Below are 13,321 nucleotides of genomic sequence, written 5' to 3'. Positions count from 1 at the left end.
TGCGACCCGACAGCGCTGTGGTGGTGCGTGTCGGGAGGAACTGGGCGGCCCATGGGTCGCCTTTTTTCTAACTAAGCTGCAGCTTTTTGAGGTGCAGATGCATTCAACAGCCAAGCAGGCTCGAACGCGTTGCCCTTCTGCTTTGCGGCTGCCGCTAACAGCACAGCGTATTTGGTCTCACCCGTGTAATCGGTCCGCGGTAGGCACGCTGCTTGGCGCCATTTGTTCAGCGCTTGATAGCTTCGGTCGCAAACCTTGGCAGCGGCCCCAATGCCACCTACGGCTTCAAAAGCGAATGCGATTGCATTCGGGAAATCTACGGGTTCCAACATGGCAACCTCCATTTATCAACTCACGGTTGATGTTATAGATCAACTGACTATTGCGCAACCTTTGTGACACTCTCAACTCATGGTTGATAAAAATGCACTCCGCGCAGCTTTTAGCGAGCGCCTACACGAAGCCCTCGACGATGCCGGCGTACGCAGCCGGGGTCGTGGTGTGGATATCCATCGTCAGTTGAAAAGCTTGGGAGTCGATAAAACTACACAGGCCATCAGTAAATGGCTGAACGGCGAGGCGATGGCAGAGGCAGATAGCATGGCTGCACTTTGCTCGTGGTTGAAGATTCGCCGGGAATGGTTGGAATACGGCGTATTGCCGAAAGAGCAGTCCGGTGAAAGCAATATTCGCCAGTTGACTGCTAGTGATGGGAGTAACGTCAGCGAAATCAGCCATCGCTTTGGCAAAGTCCCGCTAATTTCTTGGGTGCAGGCAGGCGCTTGGTGTGAAGCGATCTCAAATTTTGAATCTTACGATCCAGACTCTTGGCTTTCGTGCCCAGTGCCAATTAGTAGTCAGGGCTATGCATTAAAAGTACTGGGCGATTCGATGACAAATCCTGGGCCAGGTCGTAGCTATCCAACAGGGTGCATCATTTTCGTTGACCCTGAAGCTGAAACAAAGACGGGAGATCGCGTAATTGCAAGGGTCCCTCGCACAAACGAGGCGACATTTAAGGTTTTGGTTGAGGATGCTGGACGACAATATTTAAAACCGATCAATCCGCAATATCCAATCATTGATATTACGGAAGAGACTCACATCTGCGGAAAGGTCGTTGGTGCATTCATCCTCGACTGAGACTAAAAACTCAAGACCACTGCCCTACCAATGAAACCACCTTATTCAAGAGCACATCCCCCTTATATTCATTACCGAAAGGCATCAACTCGTCATGTACAGATTTAGCTAAATCTTCGCATTCTAAATACAACGCAGCCAAGGCCGGAACTTTACTCTCGTTATCGAATACCTTCCGGGTACCGTCTGGCACAATTAAATTATCTCTCAACTCGCTATTCACAACCAAGCGCCACAAGTGTTCTCGCAGTTTTTCAAGCGCACCCAACCGCAGATAAGCAGGCATCTCCAATTCTTCACGCATATCGTAAGCAATAGCCGATAAATCAAAGCTATTTAAACCTTTTGCCAATGCCTTTCTTTCATCATCCATATCGGAAATCATTGTCTTCATTAGACGAATTACCCCTTTCAGGATTCCGTTAGAGCGCGCATCAGCGTCATTGATTAGCTGACGATTCAAAAACGGAAAATTGACATGAAGCACATGCTCTTTCTTATTATAAATTTGAATTCCTTTATCGAATTCCATCTGACTTTTTTGATAAGCAGTTGTGTGATACCAAGCAGCTGGAACTATATCAATCTCTCTAACAAGGCTCCCGCCCTCTAAGGCGATTGCTTTTGCCCCAGAAATATCGACCGTTGCGGCAGGAAAATTAGCTTTTAATATAACTTCGGAACGCGCACGTAAATCAGCGACAATGTCTACCATTGGCCGCTTATCGGTTGGAGGCGGGTACAGCCCAGCTACTACGGGAGGCTGTTGAACAAGTATTGTTGACTTTACAACAATTAACATATCGACATCAGAAACGCCCTTGATATGTATATCGAGTCCGACAGACCCTTGTAGCCTTGCCTCTACCTTTACACCTTCCCTTTCTAAAGACTTCACCAAGCTTAAGGCAATACGCTCACCTTCGCTTTTTGAGATTTCTGTATATTCCTTCTCTACGGGGTCCATTGCCCATAGAACCCACTTCACCCCATTTGATTCTTGAAGAGATTCAAATATTTGCGACTTGTACAATGCGCGGGTACTAGCCTCCGCATAATGAACAGAATCAAACATCTCAGTACTAACTGATGGCCCCTGTCTCCGAGCTTTTTGCGCCGCGAGCTTTTTATTAAAATCCATTTTATTTTACTCTCCTCGTCAACGTCATCACACCGAATGTATTTCTACCATTTCTATTGAAATAGCTAGCCTTCCCCAAAGTTAGCTCCTTGTTTAGCATAATCTCACAATAGCCTTTATGAGAGCTCAACTCATGAGAAACCTCGAGACGCGATTCATTACTATAGCTATAGCTAAGCATCCACCCACCAATTGGGCTATCTCTTTTCATAAAAATAGCGGTATAACTTAGACTCTCACTTTGCGCTGTCTCTAAATGTATAACTATCTGTTTCCAATTTTGCTCAATGCCTATTATACCGACCCAATTCCAACGAACACTGCCATCTTCATTGAGTGTTTTCGCTTCAACGTCCCACTCTCCTTGAAGATTTGGTATATCGAGTATCGGAACCCTCCAAATCCATTTATTGAAAATCCAGTGAACGGCAAAATAAATAGCCCCAGTAGTCACCGTCGCTTTTGACAGAATCCCCCACTGACTTGCAGTACTTGCAAAATCCATTAATTGAGATATAGCACCTGCGCCAAGAATAGAGATGACCCCAAGCCAACGCCCGATTACAGCTCGGTCGTGACCAAAAACCGCATAATCATGCATACCGTTTCCTTACCTTTCTTTGTTGACCAAATAGATAAAAGGCCAATAGCCAGTATGGTTGCTGTGCAGTGCAAAAATCAAAATATCAACCAGTGATTGTTGACTTATAGCAACCATTGGTTGATATTTGCCTAACTCTTCCACCACAGAGCGAGGCAACACCGTGCACACCACAGCCACCCTTCACGTCCATCCAGCCGTAGCTAACCCCTTCCTCATATTCGAAATTCGCCGCCTAGCCCGCGAATACGGCTGCTCGTTTGCCACCACCAAACCGAAGCCGAAAGCCCGTATCGCACCCACGCCATTCGATCCGAACGGTGGGGGAAACGCAGCATGAGCAAATTCAAACTCGATAATCGCACTCTGCAGCTACTCAACGCCCAGGTGAATCTGACCGAGACTTTCAACCACGTACTGCGGTCCGCACCAAAGTGTGAAGCTTTGGCCATCCGCCTCAAGGTAGAACGGGGCACCGCAGAAACCATTTTCATCGTCGAACTGGGCTGCGAACGCCACACGCTAACCTTGAACAACGAAAAGAAAATGCACCTCAAGCTGGCTGACTTCATCGAAGAAATCGCTAACGGCCCCTTCGCCCCTAGTAATTTCGCTGATCTGCTGTACTTGCCCCATGCAGAGCGCGAATACGGTCGATTTGATCTTCGGGACAAGCAACGCGTGTTCGAGCTGGTCATCACCGGCGGCACCTTGAGCCTGGACATGGGTTTCGAACTGCCCCTCCACGTCGCGATCCACCGCACCCACACCCGCCCAGGTGTCACCACCATCCTGAGCATCGGCGTAAAGAGCCCGCGCACCAAATGCTTCACCGTGTGCGGCACCGACGTCGAGATCTACGGCAAGGTCATCGAGTCCATCAACCATCTGGCTGCTGCGGCGACACCTGCCGCACACGCTGCGTGAGGTGAATGCCATGGAACGCACACTCTCTCAAGCCGCAAGCCAACTCGGCCTGACCCGGCCCAAGCTCATGAGCCTGATGCGCGAAAAGGGATTGCTCAACGAACGGAACCTACCGGCCTACCCCACCCGTGACCGCGACTTTCTGCGGATCAAGGATGGCCACTGGTATCACGAACAGCTCGGCATGCAGTACAACCAATCAACCCGGGTCAAACAACCTGGCATTCGTTGGCTGGCCGAACAACTGGGGTTGGAGCTGCCGGCCATCCCGGCAGATAACCGTGACGTGGCCTAGGGAATACGCCCGACAGATCATCGCAATGCGTACACGCGAGGAGCGCAACGCCGCGCTCCTCGAAGTACCCGAACATCTGCGGGAGCTGACCAAACGCCACTGCCTAAACGCCTGGAATCACCCATCACGGTTCAAACGCAAGGAGGCCACGCAAGCCCATGAGTAACGCCAATCAGAACCCACTCCGGCTGATGCCGGCACCGGAAACGGTCACAGTTGAACTGCTCTACCGCACCTTCGGCGACGTGCTTATCCCGCTGGAAAAACTTCGTCTGCAGTACTTCCGCAATCTCAATGAGCAGACGTTCGCCTCCGACCTCGACAACGGTCGCATCCCGCTGCCAGTGACCACGCTCAAAGACAGCCGGAAGTCCTTCAAGTACGTCCACATTCGCCACCTAGCGTCATGGATCGATATCAGGGCCTATACGGCCGACGAGGAGCAGGCAAAGAAACAGACCGATTCAACCCAGCAGGACCAGTAACCCCAAATGGCCGCCACCACCGGCCAACCAAAAACAACAGGAGCACACCACATGACCGCAACTCAGATCTGGGCACTGATCGTCCTCATCTTGCTCGTCGCCCTCACCTACTGGGCCGGCTATCGCGGCGGCCTCATCGATGGCCGCCTTGAGGGCATTGATGAAGGCATGAGCATTCAACAGGCCGACCATTCACAAACCGTCTGCAACCTGGAGCTTTCACTTGACCGGGTAAGGAATCAGTACAAGCAACTATTCACCAAGTACGAGCGCGCACTGGCCACTTCGAAACTGGGAGAACCAGAACGCCACACCCTCCTGGCCATCGCCGAAAAACTCAGGATCGCCGCCGAGACATTCGCTGCATTCCGCACCGGTAAAAAACTTGAACGTGAATCCGTTGAGCTCCGCGAACAAGCACTCGCCATAGCCGCCATGTTGGAGCCCGTAGAGCAGGAGGCCGCAGCATGAAATGCACCCTCCTACGCCTCACCCCGCAAGCGGCGGGAGAACTGCAACAACAGCTGACGAAGGCCACGACTGAGCTTCGGGAAGTGACACGTTTTCGGAAAGAGTTCGACCGACAGCTGGCCACGGTTATCGGCCAAGAAGCCATTCGCCAACTGAATAAAGACACACGCAACGCTTTGCTGCTTGCCGACCTGATCAAGGAGGCAGCATGAACCAGTTTCCGACCGCCACCGATACACGGTTCACGCTTCACCAGCGCCTGATGAACCAACTCACAATCGAACACCGGAGGAAAGCGGCATGAAAATGGAACAGAACACCACCCAGACATCGCCCGCTTTGCTCCGTATCGCCAGCGGCGTCGACACGCCAGAAACAAACAGTCTCTGCTGCGCAGCAGCAGGCATTATTGCCCCTCTCAATGCCACTGGAGAAGCACGTATACCCCACGAAAAACTGCGCGGGGCAGGCACTTCTGATGCAACGCTGATCGCTCAGAATGTCGCGCCCGCGCAGCCTGTTGTGGGATATACGCACCTTTCCTCCGACCAGGCACATCCGCAATTGCTCGCCGGTGAAGTGCTCAAAATTGACGAGCGCGCTGAGTACGAGAAGGAATTTCCAATACCCGAAGGCCTGCAGTATTGCCCACAACGCGGGACTTACATCAAATCACTAGGTGCAAGTTCATCCGACAACTTCGCCCTCGAGCATTACGCATACAGAGCCGGCTTCGCAGCATGGAAGCGCCGAGCATGGAAGCAATCCGCATTAGAAGTTCAGTCGATCAACCATGTCGCCCCAGCGACGGCTCCGCTGGATGCGCCGGTATGACCACGAAGGCTCAAAACCCAAAAAACAACCATCAGCCGCCACACACGGACCGGGTTAACACTATGGATATGCAAAGCGAAACACTCGCCGAGGAAGAACTGGCCACCATCACGGGTTTTCAGATGCCCTCTAGGCAAATCCAGTGGCTCACCGAAAATCACTGGCAGTTTGTTCTAACCGGTGCCCGACGGCCGATTGTTGGCCGTGTTTATGCTCGCTTGAAGTTGGCCGGTGTGAAGGCATCGGCTACCAACGCCGTGGCCGAAACCTGGACACTCGACCTTGCGAATGTGAGCTGATCATGCGCCACAAGAACACCACCAACCGGGATCTACCACCACGCATGCTCCGCAGAACCCGCGTGCGCAAAAACGGCGAAACTTGGGTCGGCTACTACTACAACGGCAGGGACGCCGCCGGCAACAGGAAGGAAATCCCACTGGGGAGCGATATCGACCAGGCAAGAGTCGAGTGGGCCCGACTCGAACACAAAGCCGCGCCTAAACCAACCCACCTGATGGGATCGCTGTTCGACCGCTACGAAGAAAAGATCATCCCCGGCAAGAAGCCACGAACCCAACAGGACAACCTCAAGGAACTGAAGCAACTCAGAAAAGCATTCGATAAGGCCCCCATCGAGTCCATCACCCCCCAGGTGGTGGCACTCTATCGGGATACCCGAACCGCAAAAGTCAGGGCGAATCGGGAGATCGCCCTGCTTTCGCACATGTTCACCATTGCGCGTGAATGGGGGCTTACCGAAAAGGCTAACCCTTGCTTCGGTGTTCGGCGCAACAAAGAAAAACCCCGGGATTACTACGCCGGAGAAGCCGTGTGGAATGCGGTTTACGCTGAGGCCGTGCAGGAACTGAAAGACGCAATGAACCTGGCCTACCTAACCGGCCAACGTCCTGCGGATGTATTGAAAACCGCCACGACCGACCTGAACAACGGTTTTTTGATGGTCGGCCAGGGTAAAACCGAAAAACGCTTGCGTATTCGACTGGAGAACGAAGGCGCCCAATCAGATTTGAGCGCCTTCATCGAATCCCTGCTCGATCGAAAGTCAATCAAAGGCATTAAGACATCGACCCTTATCACCAACGCTTCAGGCCTCAGAATGAGTCAACAGATGCTCCGAAATCGTTGGGACGAAGCCAGGGAAAAAGCCGCAGTAAAAGCCGCAACAGAGGGAGACACTGCCCTCGCCGCCGGCATTCGAGAATTTCAGTTTCGGGACATTCGACCAAAAGCAGCTAGCGAAATCGAATTAGATCACGCGAGCCGCCTGCTGGGACACTCGACGGAAGAGATTACTAAGAAGGTTTATCGTCGGATCGGTGAGATTGTGAAGCCGACGAAATAAGCAACTGTCGACCATTCCTACTATTCAATCGCAAAATCTGGAAAACCGTCATAACGCAAGATAAGAAAACGAGACATCTTCAAACCCGTGCCTTTTTTTAAGCAGTAGCGGTTCTTGCCGCCCCTAACTTAGGCGATACGTTATCACCCCAACTAACTGGGATTACTATCTCAATTTCAGCAACCAAAAGTTTATTATTTAATTCTTCTACGCAGCACAGGTAATCATGAAAAGCTGACACCTTCTCTTCCGTGCTGACGAAACCAAACGCCATCATCATTGATCCAAAGTCTCCCGGAAACTCAGAAATCATATCCACCCTACGAGACTCATTACATAAATGGATAAACTGATGGGTTCTCATTTTTTCGCACAGCTCAATTGTCTCCCTATCAATCAGCATAATATATTTTTCGGAAAACTTATTGAGACTGTCACTCAAGTGAATAAAAGCACTTGAGATATAGTTTAACCAGTCCATTCTAGGCACTACGGGGGCTTCATGCCGCGGATTAATATACCTGGTCTCTGCCGCCCTCGTGACCTCAATCATCTTTGATAAGGATAGATTATCTTCTGCCATCGGATGCACAGCAGTTGCCTTCACAATATTGAACAAAACGCCTCCAATTTGCTGTAAAGCGGGACGTATTGACAGCAGACTTGTAGTAAAAAGCTGAAGTCGTGCTTGTTCATTGCTCGCAGAAAGACTGATATCGACTGCAATGATTACAACTAATGCTGACAAAAAACAAGTACCTAAACTAAGAGCGAAATTCCTTGTATCACCCTCAGAAAAAATATAAAGAACACCACATAATATTGTAGCAATGAGAATTACAGCCAATGGCTTCCAATTCTTGGCAATCTGCCTAAATAACATAGTCCTACCGCCTCGCCTTTACCTAATAGGTTGACAAACTGCCGTCGCTTGCTGCGACGGCAAGGTTACAACAAACCTACACTCAGTTAGTCATCAACACAATAAAACAGAAAACTTAATACCTTCTTATTTATTCACTTTTCGCAAGAAACAAATTTTGTAGCGCCGACATTTGTTTCGTAAAAGAATCATTACGAGAGGTTATCACCTCATTAAGAGAAATAATTTCATCGCGATATTGCTTACGAAATCCTTCACTCACGCTAATTTTTAAGTTTTTTGAAGCATCATCCAAAGCACTTTGAAGAGGCTCCATGTCTTTATGATGCATCTCCTGCAAAGATTTTACCTGATCCATAATAAGTACGGCCGTGCTTTTTTTAGCATTAGCGGCCTCTAGCTCCTTGGATGCCCACATATAGCCCATACCTCCACCACCGATGGAAATCACAATAAATACGAGCAACAACACACAGATCTGAAAGAATGATTTGCTACTATCTTTCGTAACAATTTTATAAATTAGATACATGACAAGCCCCAGAAAACCCAGATAGCCATACTGCAGAAAACCAGACATTCAATTCATTCCTTTAAAGATGCTAAATGAGCTCAGTCTTGAAGCCGAATTTTGAGTCGTAATGACTGCAAAACCCGCAAGAAAACCTTCAAAGACGCGGTGACTCTGTGAAAGCGAAAACTGAAACCAGTCCCCTATATTTTTGTGCGGTTGCGGAACACCTTCAAAAATAATGCGGAACACTTAACTTTCTCTCAAGCAATAAAAAACCCCGTAGATCATTGATCTACGGGGCTATTTATAGTGGAGGCCGAGGTCGGAATCGAACCGGCGTAGGCGGATTTGCAATCCGCTGCATAACCATTTTGCTACTCGGCCTCAAAACATTTGCTGTCAGTAGCGCAACATCAAATGTGTACAAACTTGGAGCGGGAAACGAGACTCGAACTCGCGACCCCGACCTTGGCAAGGTCGTGCTCTACCAACTGAGCTATTCCCGCGTCTTGGTGTGGCGCATTCTATAGATTCCAGAAGCCCCGTCAACCCTTTGATTCAAAAAAGTTTTATTTCTTTTCAACGTCAGTCTTCAGATGCGGCCAGGCGGCACGCAAGTATTGGATCATGGACCACAACGTCAGGCCCGCGGACACCATCAGCAAGGCGTAACCCAACAGCACCCAGAAGCTGAAATGCGACGGATTGGCCAGCAGGATCACCAGCGCCAGCATCTGTGCGGCGGTTTTCCATTTGCCCAGGTTCGACACAGCCACGTGAGCACGGGCACCGAGTTCGGCCATCCATTCGCGCAGCGCGGAGACCACGATCTCGCGACCGATAATGACTGCTGCTGGCAGCGTGAGCCACAGATTGCCGTGTTCCTGCACCAGCAGTACCAGTGCAACGGCAACCATCAACTTGTCGGCAACGGGATCGAGGAAAGCCCCGAACGGCGTGCTTTGCTCCAGACGGCGGGCCAGATACCCGTCCAGCCAGTCTGTAGCGGCGGCGAACGCGAAGACCGAGGCTGACGCCAGGTAGCTCCATTGGTAAGGCAGGTAGAACAGTAAAATGAAGATCGGTATGAGCAGGACGCGTAAAACGGTAATCAGATTAGGGATATTCATCGGCACAACTGGCTACGAGGTGAGGGGGCATTCTACTCGCTGTGCAGATTTGCATAAATCAACTCTGCGAGCTTTTTACTGATCCCGGGTGCTTTGGCGATCTCTTCGATGCTGGCACGAGACAGCTCCTGCAATCCACCAAAATGTTTCAGCAAATCGCGGCGACGTGTCGGCCCAACACCGGCAACGCCCTCAAGCGTAGACGTTCGACGGGTTTTTCCGCGACGGGCGCGATGCCCGGTAATGGCAAAGCGGTGAGCTTCGTCCCGAATCTGCTGGATCAAATGCAGCGCGGGGGAATCACCGCGCAAGGTGAATTCATGGGCGGCATCATTGAGGTACAGCGTTTCAAACCCGGCCTTGCGCGTCGCTCCCTTGGCCACACCAAGGAGAATCAGGTCCGGCACCGCCAGCTCATTGAGCACATCGCGAGCCATGGACAACTGGCCCTTGCCACCGTCCACCAGCAGGATGTCCGGCAGCTTGCCCTCCCCGTCCTTCAGCTTGCTGAAACGTCGGGTTAGCGCCTGATGCATCGCGGCGTAGTCATCTCCGGCGGTCACGCCCTCGATGTTGTAACGACGGTAGTCGGACTTGATCGGGCCTTCGGGGCCAAACACTACGCAAGAGGCCACGGTCGCTTCGCCGCTGGAGTGACTGATGTCGTAGCACTCCAGGCGCTGTGGTGGCTCATCCAGCTTCAACACATCCGCCAGTGCATCGAAACGGGCCGTGATGTGCTGACGATTCGCCAGACGTGCACCCAATGCCTGCTCGGCGTTGGTTACCGCCAGTTGCTGCCATCGGGCCCGTGTGCCACGCACCCGATGGCTGATGGTCAGTTCGCGACCGCGCAGCTCTTCAATGGCCGCGATCAGTGTCGGGAAGTCATCGTGGACCACATTGACAATCAGCTCGCTCGGCAAGTCGCGCTCAGGACTGCTGATGAAGTATTGGCCCAGAAACGCCGCCATGACTTCGGAAACGTCTTCCTCAATACCGACTTGCGGGAAGAAGTTCTTGCTTCCCAGCACCCGCCCTCCCCGCACGCTGATCAAGTGCACGCAAGCACCGCCCGGATTGACGAACGCCGCTATCACATCGACATCACCCGTCCCGCCTTCCATGCTCTGCTGATCCTGAACCCGCCGCAGCAGCGAAATCTGGTCCCGCAACTCGGCGGCGCGTTCGAACTCCAGGTTGATCGCAGCTTCTTCCATCGCGGCCGACAACTCATCGGTCAGCGCATTGCTGCGGCCTTCGAGGAACATCACCGAATGCCGTACGTCTTCGGCATACACATCAGGTTCGACCAGGCCAACGCAAGGTGCCTTGCAGCGCTTGATCTGGTACTGGAGGCACGGGCGCGTACGGTTCTTGTAATAGCTGTCTTCGCACTGGCGAACGAAAAACGTCTTTTGCAGCAGGCTCAGGCTTTCGCGAATCGCGCCGGCGCTGGGATATGGACCGAAATACTTGCCCTTGGCTTTCTTCGCACCGCGATGGATGCTCAATCGCGGGAACTGACCATCGGAAAGAAAAACATAAGGGTAGGATTTGTCGTCGCGCAGCAGGATGTTGTAGGGCGGGCGCCACTCCTTGATCAGCGTTTGTTCAAGCAGCAAAGCCTCGGTTTCATTGGCGGTGATGGTCGTTTCGACCTGGGCGATACGCGCTACCAGCGCCGCTGTCTTGGGTGCCAGGCCGGTTTTCCGGAAGTAACTCGACAGACGATTCTTGAGATTCTTGGCCTTGCCGACATACAGCAGACGCGCATCGCTGTCGAACATGCGATACACGCCGGGGCGCCCACTGACAGTCGACAGAAAGGCGCTTGGATCGAAGGTTTCAGTCATGTTCAGAGACTGGCATCAACCATGCCGTGACGAACCGCCAGCAGCGTCAACTCGACATCGCTGCTGATCGAAAGTTTTTCGAAAATGCGGTAGCGGTAGGTGTTCACGGTTTTTGGCGACAGGCACAACTTGTCGGAGATGATCTGGACCTTCTGGCAACCGACGATCATCAGCGCAATCTGGATTTCACGCTCGGACAAGGCGTCGAAAGGCGAGTCATTGGTCGGCTGGAAAGACTTGATTGCCAATTGCTGGGCAATTTGCGGACTGATGTAGCGCTGCCCGGCGAACACCAGGCGGATAGCCTGGACCATTTCCGGCAAACCCGCGCCTTTGGTCAGGTATCCCGCAGCACCGGCCTGCAGCAACCGTGTAGGAAACGGATCTTCCTCACAGACCGTTACCGCGACGACCTTGATATCCGGGTGACTGCGCAACAATTTGCGAGTGGCTTCAAGACCACCGATCCCGGGCATCTTGACGTCCATCAACACCACATCGGGTTTCAGCTCACGCGCCTTGAGCAGGGACTCTTCCCCCGATTCAGCCTGGCCGACGACTTGTAGGCCGTCGATGTCAGCCAGCATTCGTGTAATGCCTGTACGAACGAGATCATGGTCATCGACCACTAGCACCCTAATCAAGCAGACACCTCGCGATATGGTCTTATTGAGTTGCCGACACCTTAGCAAAAAAGCAACTGGCAGACCTAGCGGAAAGCGTCAGATAAAAAGTTTCCATTTATCTTGAAAGCCCTGTAGCAGGCGTGTTTCAGCGATGCGGGCCATCGACATCACGTTGCATCCGCAAAAAACAATCGTCCGTCCCCACCACCTGTAATCCCTTTCTTTCATACAACACCCGCGCGGGGTTGTTTTCAAAAACCGTCAAGCGCAGTGCCGGGCGCCGCTCCTGTCGAGCCAGGGTAAATAGTTGATCGATCGCCCAGGAACCGGCGCCCTGCCCCCTGAACGCTTCGTGGACGTGTAATTCGCGGATGTACAGAGCCCTGGCGTCTCGACTCAGGCTGACGTACCCCACCCGATGCTCGCCGCTCACAATCAGACGGTTTTCACGCCCTGCCCACGCCACATCGAATGCCTCGTCCTGCCACAGCAGGTCAAACTGAATGTAATAGCGCAGCATGTTGTGGCAGGTCAGTTCACGGGCAAAATCAAGATCCTCATCAGTAGCAGCACGCCATTCAAAATCCATCAGACCTCCGCGACTTGTGCTTTTTTTGCAGGAGCACGAAGTGTGGTCACAACCAGCCAGTCACTCAAGCGATAGAAATCGCCGTGCAGGTCCCATAGCATTTTCTGATTGAATCCTCGTACCGGGCTCTAGTAAGCTCGGTCCATCCATCGGAGACAAACCATGCTCAACGCCCTCAAACAGCTTCATACCGCCAGCGCCCTGCGCTCGGTTGCGGCTGTCCCGGCGAATGACGCTTGCGTTCCGGTCAGCTTTTATTTTGGGTATTGGTTTAGCCACTGGCGCGCCTGATACCCACACGGCGCCCACTTTAAACGGGTCGCCACCAGAGAATTCTCAACCCCCGGTCGGCTTCCCGACCGGGGGTTTTGTTTTTTCAGCCCTAAACATTTTTAGCGACACACCAGACATTCAGAGGATCAAGAACATGAACTACGCCACTTATTACCGTTACGACAGT

The 13,321-nt window shown here is 52.1% G+C and carries 19 protein-coding genes and 2 tRNA genes; 10 read left to right on the top strand and 11 right to left on the bottom strand.

Translation table 11 applies throughout. The features are described from left to right. Positions 1-71: 71 nt before the first annotated feature. The gene (locus HNQ83_RS08650; RefSeq protein WP_175388571.1) at positions 72-332 is read right to left on the bottom strand and encodes a hypothetical protein; all 261 of its coding nucleotides are present in this window, start codon (positions 330-332) and stop codon (positions 72-74) included. A gap of 79 nt (positions 333-411) precedes the next feature. Between HNQ83_RS08650 and HNQ83_RS08645 the strand changes: the two genes are divergently transcribed. Beyond that, positions 412-1,143 (top strand): LexA family transcriptional regulator, encoded by a 732-nt coding sequence (locus tag HNQ83_RS08645; protein ID WP_175388570.1) that lies wholly within the window; start codon positions 412-414, stop codon positions 1,141-1,143. A 10-nt stretch (positions 1,144-1,153) separates the two neighbouring features. Here HNQ83_RS08645 and HNQ83_RS08640 read toward each other — a convergent pair whose 3' ends face one another. Both HNQ83_RS08640 and HNQ83_RS08635 read right to left on the bottom strand, forming a co-directional pair. Then, the gene (locus HNQ83_RS08640) at positions 1,154-2,284 is read right to left on the bottom strand and encodes a hypothetical protein (RefSeq protein ID WP_175388569.1); all 1,131 of its coding nucleotides are present in this window, start codon (positions 2,282-2,284) and stop codon (positions 1,154-1,156) included. 1 nt (position 2,285) lies between these two features. Further along, on the bottom strand, positions 2,286-2,885 hold the full coding sequence (locus HNQ83_RS08635) for a pancortin-3 (protein WP_175388568.1): 600 nt from the start codon (positions 2,883-2,885) through the stop codon (positions 2,286-2,288). A gap of 336 nt (positions 2,886-3,221) precedes the next feature. Here HNQ83_RS08635 and HNQ83_RS08630 point away from each other — a divergent pair, with 336 nt between their 5' ends. From HNQ83_RS08630 to HNQ83_RS08595, 8 genes are all read left to right on the top strand, one after another. After that, positions 3,222-3,812 carry a hypothetical protein gene (locus HNQ83_RS08630; RefSeq protein WP_175388567.1) on the top strand — a complete coding sequence of 197 codons (591 nt, stop codon included), beginning with the start codon at positions 3,222-3,224 and terminating at the stop codon, positions 3,810-3,812. Positions 3,813-3,822: 10 nt separating this feature from the next. Further along, positions 3,823-4,107, top strand: coding sequence for a phage antirepressor KilAC domain-containing protein (locus HNQ83_RS08625; protein WP_175388566.1), 285 nt, complete (start codon positions 3,823-3,825; stop codon positions 4,105-4,107). A 158-nt stretch (positions 4,108-4,265) separates the two neighbouring features. After that, a complete protein-coding gene (locus tag HNQ83_RS08620; protein ID WP_175388565.1) occupies positions 4,266-4,592 on the top strand; it encodes a pyocin activator PrtN family protein in 327 nt (108 codons plus the stop codon). A gap of 51 nt (positions 4,593-4,643) precedes the next feature. Further along, positions 4,644-5,063, top strand: a complete 420-nt coding sequence (locus HNQ83_RS08615; protein ID WP_175388564.1) for a hypothetical protein — start codon at positions 4,644-4,646, stop codon at positions 5,061-5,063. After that, a complete protein-coding gene (locus tag HNQ83_RS08610; protein WP_175388563.1) occupies positions 5,060-5,275 on the top strand; it encodes a hypothetical protein in 216 nt (71 codons plus the stop codon). The genes HNQ83_RS08615 and HNQ83_RS08610 overlap by 4 nt, the downstream gene beginning before the upstream one ends. A gap of 88 nt (positions 5,276-5,363) precedes the next feature. Further along, entirely contained in the window at positions 5,364-5,897 is a 534-nt protein-coding gene (locus tag HNQ83_RS08605) for a hypothetical protein (RefSeq protein ID WP_175388562.1), read from the top strand. Between the two features lie 62 nt (positions 5,898-5,959). Beyond that, on the top strand, positions 5,960-6,196 hold the full coding sequence (locus HNQ83_RS08600) for a DUF4224 domain-containing protein (RefSeq protein ID WP_175388643.1): 237 nt from the start codon (positions 5,960-5,962) through the stop codon (positions 6,194-6,196). Positions 6,197-6,198: 2 nt separating this feature from the next. After that, entirely contained in the window at positions 6,199-7,263 is a 1,065-nt protein-coding gene (locus HNQ83_RS08595) for a tyrosine-type recombinase/integrase (RefSeq protein WP_175388561.1), read from the top strand. A 97-nt stretch (positions 7,264-7,360) separates the two neighbouring features. Here HNQ83_RS08595 and HNQ83_RS08590 read toward each other — a convergent pair whose 3' ends face one another. The 8 genes from HNQ83_RS08590 to HNQ83_RS08555 all read right to left on the bottom strand — a co-directional run bounded on the left by HNQ83_RS08590 (position 7,361) and on the right by HNQ83_RS08555 (position 12,861). Beyond that, positions 7,361-8,146: a hypothetical protein gene (locus HNQ83_RS08590; protein ID WP_175388560.1), complete on the bottom strand. Its 786-nt coding sequence runs from the start codon at positions 8,144-8,146 to the stop codon at positions 7,361-7,363. A 130-nt stretch (positions 8,147-8,276) separates the two neighbouring features. Continuing rightward, positions 8,277-8,726, bottom strand: a complete 450-nt coding sequence (locus HNQ83_RS08585; protein WP_175388559.1) for a hypothetical protein — start codon at positions 8,724-8,726, stop codon at positions 8,277-8,279. Between the two features lie 244 nt (positions 8,727-8,970). Beyond that, a tRNA-Cys gene (locus tag HNQ83_RS08580) sits at positions 8,971-9,044 on the bottom strand. A 46-nt stretch (positions 9,045-9,090) separates the two neighbouring features. Further along, positions 9,091-9,166 (bottom strand) — tRNA-Gly (locus HNQ83_RS08575). Positions 9,167-9,229: 63 nt separating this feature from the next. Beyond that, positions 9,230-9,790 carry a CDP-diacylglycerol--glycerol-3-phosphate 3-phosphatidyltransferase gene (gene pgsA, locus HNQ83_RS08570; RefSeq protein ID WP_175388558.1) on the bottom strand — a complete coding sequence of 187 codons (561 nt, stop codon included), beginning with the start codon at positions 9,788-9,790 and terminating at the stop codon, positions 9,230-9,232. A 32-nt stretch (positions 9,791-9,822) separates the two neighbouring features. Then, on the bottom strand, positions 9,823-11,646 hold the full coding sequence (gene uvrC / locus HNQ83_RS08565) for an excinuclease ABC subunit UvrC (RefSeq protein WP_175388557.1): 1,824 nt from the start codon (positions 11,644-11,646) through the stop codon (positions 9,823-9,825). A gap of 2 nt (positions 11,647-11,648) precedes the next feature. Then, complete coding sequence (gene uvrY / locus HNQ83_RS08560; RefSeq protein WP_008015884.1) at positions 11,649-12,290, bottom strand: UvrY/SirA/GacA family response regulator transcription factor; 642 nt, start codon at positions 12,288-12,290, stop codon at positions 11,649-11,651. A 127-nt stretch (positions 12,291-12,417) separates the two neighbouring features. Continuing rightward, positions 12,418-12,861 carry an N-acetyltransferase gene (locus HNQ83_RS08555; RefSeq protein WP_175388556.1) on the bottom strand — a complete coding sequence of 148 codons (444 nt, stop codon included), beginning with the start codon at positions 12,859-12,861 and terminating at the stop codon, positions 12,418-12,420. A 162-nt stretch (positions 12,862-13,023) separates the two neighbouring features. Here HNQ83_RS08555 and HNQ83_RS31105 point away from each other — a divergent pair, with 162 nt between their 5' ends. Continuing rightward, a complete protein-coding gene (locus HNQ83_RS31105; RefSeq protein WP_256668902.1) occupies positions 13,024-13,152 on the top strand; it encodes a hypothetical protein in 129 nt (42 codons plus the stop codon). The last annotated feature ends 169 nt before the right edge of the window (positions 13,153-13,321 follow it).

The organism is Pseudomonas sp. C2B4, assembly GCF_013359695.1.
Taxonomy (GTDB): domain Bacteria; phylum Pseudomonadota; class Gammaproteobacteria; order Pseudomonadales; family Pseudomonadaceae; genus Aquipseudomonas.
The sequence above is the reverse complement of the archived record's forward strand: the minus strand, read 5'-3'. Positions and strand labels throughout refer to the sequence as shown.

Bases quoted from the DNA above. Each gene is read 5' to 3' on its own strand.
- HNQ83_RS08650 (WP_175388571.1), bottom strand. From the start codon at position 332: ATGTTGGAACCCGTAGATTTCCCGAATGCAATCGCATTCGCTTTTGAA.
- HNQ83_RS08645 (WP_175388570.1), top strand. From the start codon at position 412: ATGGTTGATAAAAATGCACTCCGCGCAGCTTTTAGCGAGCGCCTACAC.
- HNQ83_RS08640 (WP_175388569.1), bottom strand. From the start codon at position 2,284: ATGGATTTTAATAAAAAGCTCGCGGCGCAAAAAGCTCGGAGACAGGGG.
- HNQ83_RS08635 (WP_175388568.1), bottom strand. From the start codon at position 2,885: ATGCATGATTATGCGGTTTTTGGTCACGACCGAGCTGTAATCGGGCGT.
- HNQ83_RS08630 (WP_175388567.1), top strand. From the start codon at position 3,222: ATGAGCAAATTCAAACTCGATAATCGCACTCTGCAGCTACTCAACGCC.
- HNQ83_RS08625 (WP_175388566.1), top strand. From the start codon at position 3,823: ATGGAACGCACACTCTCTCAAGCCGCAAGCCAACTCGGCCTGACCCGG.
- HNQ83_RS08620 (WP_175388565.1), top strand. From the start codon at position 4,266: ATGAGTAACGCCAATCAGAACCCACTCCGGCTGATGCCGGCACCGGAA.
- HNQ83_RS08615 (WP_175388564.1), top strand. From the start codon at position 4,644: ATGACCGCAACTCAGATCTGGGCACTGATCGTCCTCATCTTGCTCGTC.
- HNQ83_RS08610 (WP_175388563.1), top strand. From the start codon at position 5,060: ATGAAATGCACCCTCCTACGCCTCACCCCGCAAGCGGCGGGAGAACTG.
- HNQ83_RS08605 (WP_175388562.1), top strand. From the start codon at position 5,364: ATGAAAATGGAACAGAACACCACCCAGACATCGCCCGCTTTGCTCCGT.
- HNQ83_RS08600 (WP_175388643.1), top strand. From the start codon at position 5,960: ATGGATATGCAAAGCGAAACACTCGCCGAGGAAGAACTGGCCACCATC.
- HNQ83_RS08595 (WP_175388561.1), top strand. From the start codon at position 6,199: ATGCGCCACAAGAACACCACCAACCGGGATCTACCACCACGCATGCTC.
- HNQ83_RS08590 (WP_175388560.1), bottom strand. From the start codon at position 8,146: ATGTTATTTAGGCAGATTGCCAAGAATTGGAAGCCATTGGCTGTAATT.
- HNQ83_RS08585 (WP_175388559.1), bottom strand. From the start codon at position 8,726: ATGTCTGGTTTTCTGCAGTATGGCTATCTGGGTTTTCTGGGGCTTGTC.
- pgsA (WP_175388558.1), bottom strand. From the start codon at position 9,790: ATGAATATCCCTAATCTGATTACCGTTTTACGCGTCCTGCTCATACCG.
- uvrC (WP_175388557.1), bottom strand. From the start codon at position 11,646: ATGACTGAAACCTTCGATCCAAGCGCCTTTCTGTCGACTGTCAGTGGG.
- HNQ83_RS08555 (WP_175388556.1), bottom strand. From the start codon at position 12,861: ATGGATTTTGAATGGCGTGCTGCTACTGATGAGGATCTTGATTTTGCC.
- HNQ83_RS31105 (WP_256668902.1), top strand. From the start codon at position 13,024: ATGCTCAACGCCCTCAAACAGCTTCATACCGCCAGCGCCCTGCGCTCG.